The 11,739-nt window shown below is 67.4% G+C and carries 6 protein-coding genes and 1 pseudogene; 4 read left to right on the top strand and 3 right to left on the bottom strand.

The features are described 5' to 3' along the window. From CYU59_RS25825 to CYU59_RS25815, 3 genes are all read right to left on the bottom strand, one after another. Window positions 1-228 (bottom strand): WXG100 family type VII secretion target (locus CYU59_RS25825; protein WP_292974808.1); only part of this gene is annotated, 228 nt, incomplete at its 3' end. Between the two features lie 51 nt (window positions 229-279). Beyond that, on the bottom strand, window positions 280-1,512 hold the full coding sequence (locus CYU59_RS25820; protein ID WP_293004136.1) for a PPE family protein: 1,233 nt from the start codon (window positions 1,510-1,512) through the stop codon (window positions 280-282). A 15-nt stretch (window positions 1,513-1,527) separates the two neighbouring features. Then, a complete protein-coding gene (locus CYU59_RS25815) occupies window positions 1,528-1,824 on the bottom strand; it encodes a PE family protein (RefSeq protein WP_293004135.1) in 297 nt (98 codons plus the stop codon). Window positions 1,825-2,123: 299 nt separating this feature from the next. On the opposite strand from CYU59_RS25815, the gene CYU59_RS25810 reads away from it, so the two are divergent. The 4 genes and pseudogenes from CYU59_RS25810 to CYU59_RS25795 all read left to right on the top strand — a co-directional run. Next, window positions 2,124-2,834 (top strand): alpha/beta fold hydrolase, encoded by a 711-nt coding sequence (locus CYU59_RS25810; protein WP_293004134.1) that lies wholly within the window; start codon window positions 2,124-2,126, stop codon window positions 2,832-2,834. A gap of 659 nt (window positions 2,835-3,493) precedes the next feature. Beyond that, window positions 3,494-5,239, top strand: coding sequence for an AMP-binding protein (locus CYU59_RS25805; protein WP_293004133.1), 1,746 nt, complete (start codon window positions 3,494-3,496; stop codon window positions 5,237-5,239). Window positions 5,240-5,497: 258 nt separating this feature from the next. Further along, a complete protein-coding gene (locus CYU59_RS25800) occupies window positions 5,498-10,804 on the top strand; it encodes a type I polyketide synthase (RefSeq protein WP_293004132.1) in 5,307 nt (1,768 codons plus the stop codon). Then, window positions 10,804-11,649 (top strand): annotated as a pseudogene (locus CYU59_RS25795) (type I polyketide synthase); the annotation flags it as partial. The gene CYU59_RS25800 and the pseudogene CYU59_RS25795, both read left to right, overlap by 1 nt. Between the last annotated feature and the right edge of the window lie 90 nt (window positions 11,650-11,739).

Genomic DNA, 11,739 nt, shown 5'->3' with positions numbered 1-11,739 from the left:
GTCACGCACGCTGTGCAGCATGTTGACGATGTTGCGGAAGGCCGTGTTCATCTGGCCCATGGTGTCGTAGGAGGTGGCCTGAGCCATACCGCTCCAGCTGGCCCCGGCGATGTTCTGGCTCGAGGCCCACATCTTGCGGGCCTCGTCCTCGACGGTCTGGGCGTGGACGTCGAAACGGCCTGCCATGGCCCGCATCTCGTGCGGGTCGGTCATAAAGCGTGTGGGCATGATTTCTCCTTATTGTGGGCGTTTTGGCAGTTTTTACGTTGTGGGGCAGTGCTATCCGCCGGCCGGCGAACGCGGCATCACCTTGGCGGCGACCTTCGAACCCATGGCACTCATGCCACGTCCGGCCAGCGCGCCCATCAGGCCCTGCGAGAACGGGCTGGTGGGCAGGCCGGTCGACATGCTGGGTGCGGCGACGCTGTTGGTCGGCAGCAGCGGAGCGGCACGGCTGAGCTCTCCGCCCGACGCACCGGTGTGCCAGCCGTGTGGCACCGAGAGCCCACCGGCGTGCAGGGCGTTGGACATCTGCGCCTGGATGCCGGCCTGGATTCCCGAGCCCCATTTGGACAGCTGACCGGAGACACCGCTGAGCACCTGGTCGCCCTTTTGGTCGACGAGCTTGCCGACGTTGTCGAGCAGCGAGCCCTTCATGGTCTCCAGCGTGTCGACCAGACTGCCACCGGCGCTGCCACCGCTGCCACCGCCGTTCATGAACATACGAGCGGGCGTGCTGCCCAGCATGCCCATGTAGTACGTGGCCTGGACGGGAAGCAGGGCGGCTGTCGGGTTGGCGGCCAGCGTCGTGCCCAACCCGGAGAAGAATGTCGGCAACCCGGCGAGCGAGGTCAGCTGACCACTCGCGGTGTTGCCGAACAGGTTGCCGCCGAAGTTGATCAGTCCGACAAGCACCGATTCCAGGCCGTTCGCCGCGACGTCTCCTGGCGCCGCCGCGGCAGCAGCAGCCGCCGGGTCGGCACCCGTCGTCACCAATGGCGCGGGCGTTTGCGCGGGCAGCGCCCCGGCCGCACCGGTGGAATTCAGCTGGTATGTGTCCATGCCCAAGGCGTCCTGGATCCACATCTCCAGGTATTCCGCCTCGTTCTGGGCGATTGCCCCGGTGTTCTGACCGAGGAAGTTGTTGGACACCAGCGTGGTCAGCTCAGCCCGGTTGGCCTCGATCACCGGCGGCGGCACCATCGCCGAATACGCCGTCTGGTACGCCGCGGCGGCGGCCTTGGCCTGAGCACCGGTCTGCGCGGCCTCGGTCGCCGTGCTCTGCAGCCAGGCGATGTACGGCTCGGCGGCGGCAGCCATGTGCGCCGACGACGGACCGAGCCACGCGCCGGTGGTCAGGTTGGTGACCGCGGTTTGGTACTGGGTTGCGGTGGCTTCCAAGTCGGCAGCCAACTCATCCCATGCCGTCGCAGCTTCCAACAACGGACTCGACCCCGCGCCGGAGTACATCAGCGCGGAGTTGATCTCCGGCGGTATCAGCGAGAAGCTCATCGACCCGCGCCCCGCCTAGTCGGCCGAGGCGGCGTTGGCCGCTTCGGTCAACGCGTAGGCGCTGGCGCCCGAGCGCAGCGCGGCCACCAACTGCTCATGCACTTCGGCGGCCTGAGCGGCGATCTGCTGGTACGTCGCGCCGTGCGTGGTGAACTGCGCCGCCGTCATCGCCGAGACCAGGTCGGACGCCGCCGGGGGCAACCCCGTCGTCGCTCCGGCCGCAGCCGTGTTGCGCGCGATCATCGCGTCACCGATCCCCGACAGCGTGCCTGCAGCCCCCTGCAACACCTCTGGCTGTGTGGTTACGAACACTTTCCAACCTCCTCCAACAACCGCACCAAGACTGAAGATGAACGCTACTTCAGACCGGGCGTTTGGATTGACCTCCCCTAGAGCGATTGCCACACGTGATGGCGGTGAAATCGTAAAGCTTTTTCGCGTTTTGCGATAGCGGAATCGAGAAACCGTGTCGGCCGCAAACGGCACAGGTTTTTCTTGGGTTTTTCACAGATTTTAATGGCAACAACTGAACAACGTTAACTCATATCGGTCGCCGGCGCTGTCGACGCGCCCTTCCGGAGCCGGCCCCCGTGGGACTGTATCGTTGCCGCGTGACTGAGCAGCCACCAAAGCTCTACATCTTTCCGCATGCCGGGGGATCGGCCGAGTTTTATGTTCCCTTCGCCAAAGCCTTTGCCAGCGATATCAAACGCGTCGCCGTTCGGTATCCCGGTCGCGGCGGTAATCACGACCTCGGCTCATTCACCACCATCGCCGATCTGGCCGACAAGGTTTGCCAGATGATCAAGCCGCCGGAAGCGGGTGGCGAGAAAATCACCTTCTTCGGTCACAGCATGGGCGGGCTGCTGGCCTTCGAGGTCGCCCGCCGGTTCGAGCAGGCGGGCAGTCCGATTGCCGCACTGTTCGTCTCGGCCGTCGCCGCGCCGGGCCACGTCGGGTACGAGCACATCCCCGAGTCGGACCGCGGGCTGCTGGACGCGGTGAGTGAGATGACCGGGGTCAATCCTGAGTTCCTGGAAAACGAGGAATTCGCGGCGAGCATCCTGCCGACCCTGCGGGGCCTCAAGGCGATCTCCAAATATGATTGCCCGCCGGGCGAGAAGTTGTCCTGCCCAATCGCGGCGTTTCTCGGCGACGACGACGAAGTGGCCACCCCGGAGAAGGTCCGGCCATGGGTGGAGCGGACGACCTCAGAGTTCACTATGAAAGTTTTTCCCGGCCATCATTTTTATCTGACCGACCACATCGCCGAGTTGGTTAGCGAGATCGAACCGAAGATCTTGTCCTCATGTAGAGGTTGAGCAACTTCCAATTGACGCGTTTTGTTGCCAAATAGGCCGCCGTTATCAAGGTCAAAATTGGACAGTTTCTTCATTATTTGAATGACTGGATTAGCCAATTAATTGGACTCTTTCACCGACAATTCGGACGGCTTGGCTGCCCCGTACGGGTTGGGGGTACTCAGAACGCTCCGCGCGGCCGCTCAACTGGGGATCTTTGAAAAAAAGTGAATAACGCCACACCCCGGTTCCGGCGCGGCGAAAGCCAGCAAACCCCCTCTTGGGCGGAGGTTTCGCCGGTGTCGCGGCGGCCCGCCCGGCGGTCTCGCGACGGCGAGGGTGGCGGCAGCGGTCTCGGCCGCTCCTCAGTCCGTCGGCACCCCTGTCACCACGCAAAAGTCGCCGCAACGCGTTTAACTATTCGGAGTTATGCGTTTCAACTGACCGTCCGGTAAGGTGAAGGCGTCGTGACCAGGGACCGGACGCCTCTGGGCGCGACCTAGTTAGCAAACGAGCAGCCCCAGCAATGACGCTGGCGCGAACGGGTCGTCCGTTTGGTACACGTATTACATTCCTGGGTTTTTGGTCCGGGAAGCACGTGGCCCCTGTTAATCTCCTGCATCACAAGCGCCCGTCTAGTTTTTGTCCGGGGCTCTAGATCTTTAAGGGGTGGTGTCCCGATGGCCGTAACCGAGACTTCTATTGCCGCACTACTGCGGGAATGGGCCCGGCAGCAACCGGATGCACCGGCTTACACGTACATCGATTACGACGTCGATCCGGCCGGCTACAGCCAGACGCTGACCTGGTCCGAGCTCTTCGGCCGCGCCCAGGTGCTGGCTCGCGAGATCGGATCCGTGAGTGCGCCGGGCGACCGGGCGGCAATCCTGGCTCCGCAGGGCCTGGAGTACATCGTCGCGTTCTACGGCGCCCTGGAGGCCGGGCTGGTGGCGGTGCCGCTGCCCGTCCCGCAGTTCGGTGCCCACGACGAGCGGGCGTCGGCCGCGCTGCAGGACTGCGCTCCGACCGTGCTGCTGACGACCTCCGCGGTGGTCGACGACGTCGTCGGCTGCGCCCGGGCGCTGCCCGGCAAGACACCGGCGCTGATCGAGGTCGACAGCCTGGACCTCAACGCGGAGCCCGACTTCAACGCCCCGCCCGCGCCGCGGACCAAGAACGCGGTGCTGCAGTACACCTCCGGTTCGACGCGCTCCCCGAAGGGCGTCGTAGTCAGCCACAAGAACATCCTGGCCAACTGCCAGCAGGTGCGTGACGACTACTTCCAGGAGGAAGGCGCGATGCCGCCGTCGGACACCACCTTGGTGTCCTGGCTGCCCGTCTACCACGACATGGGTCTGCTGCTGGGCGTCACCGGCGCGCTGACCATGGGTCTGCACTCGGTGCTGATGAGCCCGCTGTCGTTCCTGCAGCGGCCGGCCCGGTGGGTTCAGGCGATGGCAACGAACACCCGCGTCTTCACCGCCGTGCCGAACTTCGCATTCGAGCTGGCGGCCCGGCGGACCACGGACGAGGACATGGCCGGGCTCGACCTGTCCGGCGTCCACACCATCCTGTCCGGCAGCGAGCGCGTGCACGCGGCCACCATCCGGCGCTTCATCGACCGCTTCGCCGAGTTCGGCTTCCCGGCCAGCTCGCTCAAGCCGTCCTACGGCCTGGCCGAGGCCATGGTCTACGTCAACTCCTCGGGCCCGGGCCGCCCCCCGACCGTCGCCACCTTCGACTACGAGAAGCTGTCCGCCGGCCACGCCGAGGCCTGCGACAACGACACCGGGGTCGAACTGGTCAGCGTCGGCGTCCCGCGTGCCTCGACGATTCGCATCGTCGACCCGGAGACCCGTACCGAGAACCCGGCCGGAATGGTCGGCGAGATCTGGCTGCACGGCGACAACATCGCCTCGGGGTACTGGCGCAAGCCGCAGGAAACCCAGAAGGCGTTCGGAGGCCAGCTGGTCGACCCGTCGAGCGGCACTCCGCTCGGCCCCTGGCTGCGCACCGGCGACCTGGGCACCATCCACGACGGCGAGCTCTACATCATCGGCCGCATCAAGGACCTGCTGATCGTCGACGGGCGTAACCACTACCCGGACGACATCGAGGCCACCACGCAGGAGATCAGCGGTGGCCGGGTGGCGGCCATCTCGATCGAGGACGGCCGCACCGAGCGCCTGATCGTGATCGCCGAGATGAAGGACAAGGGCAACACGGCCGAGATGCAGGAGCGCCTCCGCAACGTGAGAGCGCAAGTGACATCTGCCATTTCGAAGTCCCACGGGCTGCGGGTGGCCGACCTCGTCCTGGTTCCGCCCGGCTCGATTCCGATCACCACCAGTGGGAAGATTCGCCGTTCTTCGTGTGTTGAGGTCTACCAACAGGACGACTTCAGCCGTTTGGATTCCACCGCTTAGTGGGGTCCCGACGGCTTTGCACCGCAGCGGGAGTAAAGCCAGTGTTTCCTGACAAATTCTTGATGCTCGCTGCACAGGGGGGGAGCGTTCGACGCCGGTCACGTGGCGGTAACATCAGTCACTTCGGCTGGGTAGGACGTTGTGGGCGCGACGAGGCGAACCGACTGGACGCGCCCGGATGACACCGGTTGGCGGGGCGGCGGCTCTCGTGCCCGGTTCAGGACGACAACAACTTTCCGACAGACCGGGGGGAGCGCGATGACGGCTGCACCGTCGGATCGTCGGGCCATCATCACCGAGGCGTTGCGCAAGATCGACGACCTGACCGCGCGGCTGGAAATCGCCGAGCAGGGTGACACCGAGCCGATCGCGGTGATCGGCATCGGCTGCCGCCTGCCCGGTGGCGCCGACAGTCCCGACGCGTTCTGGCAGTTGCTGCAAGACGGCAAGAGCGGCGTCGTGGGGGTTCCCGACGACCGGTGGGACGCCGACGCGTTCTTCGCCGACGACCACTCCATCCCCGGGACCATCGTCAGCAAGCAGGGCGGTTTCCTCACCTCCTGGCAGCCGTACGAGTTCGACGCCGACTTCTTCGGGATCTCGCCGCGGGAGGCCGCGGCGATGGATCCGCAGCAGCGGCTGCTGCTCGAAGTCACCTGGGAGGCACTGGAAAACGCGGGCATCACCGCGCCGATGATCCGGGGCAGCCAGACCTCGGTCTTCGTCGGCATGACCACCCACGACTACGGGTTGTCGCTGTCCGGCCGGCTGCCACCCGAAGAGGTCGACCCGCACGTCCCGTTCGGCAACGCGGCGAACTTCGCGGCCGGCCGGTTGTCCTACTTCCTGGGTGCGCACGGACCGGCCGTGGTGCTGGACACTGCCTGCTCGTCCTCGCTGGTGACCGTGCACCTGGCTTGCCAGAGTCTGCGGCGGAGAGAAAGCGACCAGGCGCTGGCGGCCGGGGTCAACCTGATGCTGAGCCCGGAGAACAGCGTGGCCACCTCGCGGTGGGGCATGCTGGCCCCCGACGGCCGCTGCAAGACGTTCGATGCCAGCGCCGACGGTTACGTCCGCAGCGAGGGCTGCGGCGTCGTGGTGCTCAAACGGCTCAGTGACGCTGTGCGCGACGGTGATTCGGTGTTCGCGGTGGTACGTGGTTCGGCGGTCAACCAGGACGGGCCGAGCAGCGGTCAGACCGTGCCGAGCGGTCCGGCCCAGCAGGCGGTGCTGCGTTCGGCGCTCAGTGCCTCCCGGTTGGCCCCCTCGGACGTCGACTACATCGAAGCCCACGGCACCGGAACAGCGCTCGGCGATCCGATCGAATTGGGCGCGCTGCACCAGGTTTTCGGCGAGCGTGACGGGTCGGCGCCGCTGGTGCTGGGGTCGGTCAAGACCAACGTCGGCCACCTGGAGTCGGCAGCGGGTATCGCCGGCTTCATCAAGACCGTGCTCACCGTGCAGCGCGGCTACATCCCCCCGCACCTGCACTTCACCGAATTGACGCCCAACGCGGTCGAGGGAGCGTCGGAATTCACCATCGCCGCCGACGGAATGGAATGGCCCAAGGTCGACCGTGCCCGCCGGGCCGGCGTCTCCTCGTTCGGCGTCAGCGGCACCAACGCCCACGTGGTGATCGAGCAGGCGCCGGTAGCAGAGACCTCGAAAAGCGCTGCGCCGCAACCGGAACCGGCGGTCACCACGCTGGTGGTCTCCGGCAAGACCCCGGCCCGCGTCGCTTCGACGGCGGCCACGCTCGCCGACTGGATGGTCGGCGCAGGCGCCGCGGTGCCGCTGGCCGACATCGCTCACACGCTCAACCACCACCGCACCCAGCACAAGAGCTTCGCCACCCTGGCCGTGCGCGACCGTGCCCAGGCAGTCGCCGGCTTGCAGGCGCTGGCCGCCGACCAGTCGGCCGTCGGGCTCGTCGTGCCGCACGAGGGATTGTGTAAGCCCGGAACGGTTTTCGTGTATTCCGGCCAGGGTTCGCAGTGGCCCGGAATGGGCCGGCAACTGCTGGCCGACGAGCCCGCGTTCGCCGCAGCGGTCGAGGAGTTGGAGCCGCTGTTCGTCGAGCACATGCGGTTCTCGCTGGCGCAGGTGCTGACCGAGGGCCAACGGGTGACCGGCGACGCGCGCGTGCAGCCCGTGCTGATGGGTCTGCAACTGGCGTTGACCGCGCTGTGGCGCTCCTACGGTGTGGAACCCGATGCGGTGATCGGACATTCGATGGGGGAGGTGACCGCGGCCGTGGTGGCCGGGGCGCTCACTGCCGACGAGGGTCTGCGGGTGATCGGGATCCGGTCGCGGCTGATGGCGCGGTTGGCCGGCCAGGGCGCGGTGGGCTTGCTGGAGCTCGACGCCGAGGCAGCCGAGGCGTTCCTGGCCGACTACCCCGAGGTGAGCCTGGCGGGGTACCTGTCGCCGCGGCAGACCGTGGTCGCCGGGACGGTGGAGCAGGTCGACGCGGCGATCGAGGCGGCCAGCGCGCAGGAGCGGTTCGCCCGGCGGGTCAACATGGAAGTCGCCTCGCACACCTCGCTGATGGACCCGATCCTGTCCGAATTGCGTTCGGCGCTGGCCGATCTCAAGCCCAAGACACCGACCATCCCGTTCATCTCCACCGTCACCGACCCGAACTCGGCACCGACTCTGGACGCCGACTACTGGGTGGACAACGTGCGCCAGCCGGTGAAGCTGCACCAGGCCGTCACGGTCGCCGCGGCGCAGCACGCCACCTTCGTCGAAGTCAGCCCGCACCCCTCGCTGACGCACGCGGTCAGCGAAACGCTGGCAGCGGTGCACCACCACAGTGTCGGGACGTTGTCGCGCAAGGGCGATGACACGGTGAGCTTCCACACCAACCTCAACGCGACGCACGTGATGCGGCCGCCGACGCTGGCCCACCCGCCCGAGCCGCACCCGGTGCTGCCGAGCGCGCCGTGGCACCACAGCAGGCACTGGATCGACGCCGACGAGTTCGTCACGACCGCCGATTCGGCGCCGCAGCGCGGAACCCTGCTCGGACAGCACATTCCGGTGGCCGCGACACCCCCGACACACCTGTGGCAGGCGCGGCTGACCTCCACCACCAAGCCTTACCCCGGCTCGCACCACAACAACGGGGTCGAGATCATTCCGATTTCGGTTCTGCTGCAGACACTTTCGCGTGCCGCCGACGAGTACGACGTTTCAACGCTGTCCGACATCCGGTTCGACTATCCGATCGTCGTCGGGGAGCCCCGCGTCATCCAGGTGGTCGCCGACAGTGGGTCGGTCACCGTGTCGTCGAGTGCCACCGGGCAGGGCGGAGCGTGGATCCGGCACGCTACGGCGCGTATCGACCACGACGGCGCCGCGTCCGGCTCGTCGGAGGCGGTAGCCGCCCCGGGAGCGGCCGACGCCGAGGTCACCGACGAGTCGGTGACCTCACTGTGGCAGACCTGGGGCAGTGAGGGCCGGCCGTTCGGCTGGTCGATCGGGTCAGCCCACGCCAAGGCCGGCGAACTGCGCGCCGACGTCGAGCTGACCCAAGCCTCGTCAGTTGCGTTGCTGGACGCCGCAATTCACCTTGCCCGGCTGCTCGACAGCGACAACCCCAGACTGATGGTGCCGGCCGCGGTCACCGGCGTGCGGTTCGACGCCGAGCTCGCCGACCCGAGCGGCCGCGTCGAGGTACGCCGCCGCGGTGGCAACGACGAAGAGCTCGTCGTCGACATCGTGGCGACCGGCTCGGACGGCAACCCCTGCCTCGAGGTACGCGGGCTGCGGTTCGCCGCGGTGGACGCGAGCGCGACCGCGGGCCGCGGCGATGACCCCACCGCGATGGTGCACGCCATCGACTGGCAACCGTTCACCCCCGACGAGGGCCCCGACGGCCATGCCGCCGGTGCGAGCACCCTCGCGGTGCTCGGCGACGACGATGTCGCCGGCGGACTGCGTGACGGACTGGCCCGGAGCGGTTACTCCGCAGCCGCCGTCGCCGATGCCCGCTACGTGCTGTACGTCGCCGAATCCCGTTCCGGCGAAAGCGATGTCGACGCCGCGGTGCGGATGTCGATGGATCTGGTGGACCTGGTCCGCGGCCTGGCCGAGCGCGACGAGAGTCACCCGGTGACATTGTGGATCGTCACCCGCGGTGTGCGCGAAGGCAGTTCGGACGCCGCCGTCACGCAGAGCCCGCTCTGGGGCACCGCCGGTGTGATCCGGGCCGAGCAGCCGCAGTTGTGGGGTGGGCTGGTCGACCTTCCGGACGACACGGCGATCGCCTCGCTGGTGCCCGCGCTGGCCCCGCTGCTGCGTACCCCGGCCAAGTCGATCCTCTCGCTGCGCGACGGCGAATTCAGCGCGCCGGGCCTGGCAACGATCTCCGGTGAGCCGGTGCGCGAGCCGCTGCGCTGCCGCCCGGACGCGGCCTATCTGGTCACCGGTGGCCTGGGGGCGCTCGGTCTGCTGACCGCCGGGTGGCTCGCGGACCGCGGAGCCCGACGGGTGATCCTGGCCGGACGCACCGCACTGCCGCCGCGGCGCGCCTGGGACAGCGACAGCAACGACGCGGCCACCCAGGCCAAGATCGACGCCGTCCGCGCGCTCGAAGCCCGCGGCGTGGCCGTCGAAGCCGTGGCACTCGACATCGGCTCGCTCGAGGCGATGCAGGCCCTGCTGGCCAAGCGCGACGACGAGGGCGCGGTCCCGATCCGCGGTGTCGTCCACGGCGCCGGCATCACCGACGCCGAGCTGTTCACCGAGCTGGAGCAGAGCCGGCTGCGGCGCACGGTCTGGCCGAAGATCGCCGGGGCGCAGGTGCTGCATCAGACCTTCCCGCCGGGCAGCCTCGACTTCATGTTCCTGACGGCCGCGGCCGGCGCCGTGTTCGGCGTCCCCGGCCAGGGCGCCTATGCGGCGGCCAACGCCTACCTCGACGGTCTGGCCCAGGCTCGGCACCGGCAGGGCTGCCACACCGTCAGCCAGGACTGGGTGGCCTGGCGCGGGCTCGGGTTCGGCGCCGAAGCGCAGATCGCCCTGCAGGAACTCGAGCGCCTCGGGTCCCGCGCGATCACCGCCGAAGAGGCCTTCGCCGCCTGGGAGCACCTGTCCCGTTACGACGTCGCGCAGGCCGTGATGGCGCCGATGGCGTCGACGACCGATGGTTCCGGTGCCGCCGAGCCGGCCGCCGCGACTCCGGCCTGGTCGGACATGCCGGCCGACGAGGTCCGTGAGCAGCTGCAGAGCGGGTTGCGGGCCATCCTCGCCCGTGAGCTGCAGCTCGCCGAATCCGAGCTGGAGCTCGACCGGCCGTTCGCCGAATACGGGCTGAACTCCGTGATGGCGATGTCGGTGCGCCGCGACACCGAATTGTTTGTCGGAATCGAGCTATCCGCGACAATGCTGTTCAACTATCCGACTATCGTTGCGCTCGCGGAACACCTGGCGAAAAAGGTCTCGCCGCAGCCGGAATCCGACAGCGACATCGACATTTTGGGCGACTCGGACGGCGGCGTGTTGAGTGAGCTGTTCGACAGCGTGGAGTCGGCACCAGCTGGCAGTGAAAGGGGCATCTGATGACGTCCTCGTATGACGAGGAAGCGCTACGGCACTGGCTGGCCGATTACCTCGTGACCACGGTCGGTTGCAGCCCGTACGACATCGACTTCGACGCCCCGATGAGCGACCTGGGCCTGGGCTCGCGTGACGCTCTGGTGCTCTCCGGCGAACTGTCCGAACTCCTCGGCCGCAAGATCTCGCCTGTCGAGTTCTGGCAGCACCCCACGATCGCCGACCTGGCCCGGTTCCTGACCGGCACCGAGTCGCTGGCCGCCGAGTCCGAGGTCGAGGCCAACCGCGGACACCTCGACGAGCCGATCGCGGTGATCGGCCTGGGCTGCCGGCTGCCCGGCGGTATCTCCGGCCCCGACGAGTACTGGAAGTTCCTCTCCGAGGGCGGCAACGCCGTCACCGAGGTGCCGGCGGACCGCTGGGCGCCGTTCGACGACGGCACACCGGAGGTCGCGGCGGCGCTGTCGAGCACCACCCGCCACGGCGGCTACCTGGACAACCTCGACGCATTCGACGCCGACTTCTTCGACATCGCCAGCCGTGAGGCCGCCAAGATGGACCCGCAGCAGCGCATGCTGCTCGAAGTCGCATGGGAGGCACTGGAACACGCGGGTATTCCGCCGAGTTCGCTGCGCCGCTCGCAGACCGGTGTGTTCGCCGGGGCCTGCTACAACGACTACGGCGTCGTGGCCGCGTTGGACCTGCCCAACGTCGACGCGTGGAACAACTCCGGCGGCGCCATGAGCATCATCGCCAACCGGTTGTCCTACTTTCTCGACCTGCGGGGCCCCTCGGTCACCGTGGACACCGCGTGTTCGTCGTCGATCGTGGCGCTGCACATGGCTTGCCAGAGAGAGGCTCACCAAGAAGAGGTCTAGATTAGCTCCAGCAATGAATGAATTGATATTTGAACATAAATAATTTTAAATTTTATTTGGCAT

The sequence above is a fragment of the Mycobacterium sp. genome, assembly GCF_002863225.1.
Classification (GTDB): domain Bacteria; phylum Actinomycetota; class Actinomycetes; order Mycobacteriales; family Mycobacteriaceae; genus Mycobacterium.
This window is presented reverse-complemented; position numbering and strand designations above follow the sequence as displayed.

Excerpts from the sequence above, each read along its gene's own strand:
- CYU59_RS25820 (WP_293004136.1), bottom strand. The coding sequence starts at position 1,512 with ATGAGCTTCTCGCTGATACCGCCGGAGATCAACTCCGCGCTGATGTAC.
- CYU59_RS25805 (WP_293004133.1), top strand. The coding sequence starts at position 3,494 with ATGGCCGTAACCGAGACTTCTATTGCCGCACTACTGCGGGAATGGGCC.
- CYU59_RS25800 (WP_293004132.1), top strand. The coding sequence starts at position 5,498 with ATGACGGCTGCACCGTCGGATCGTCGGGCCATCATCACCGAGGCGTTG.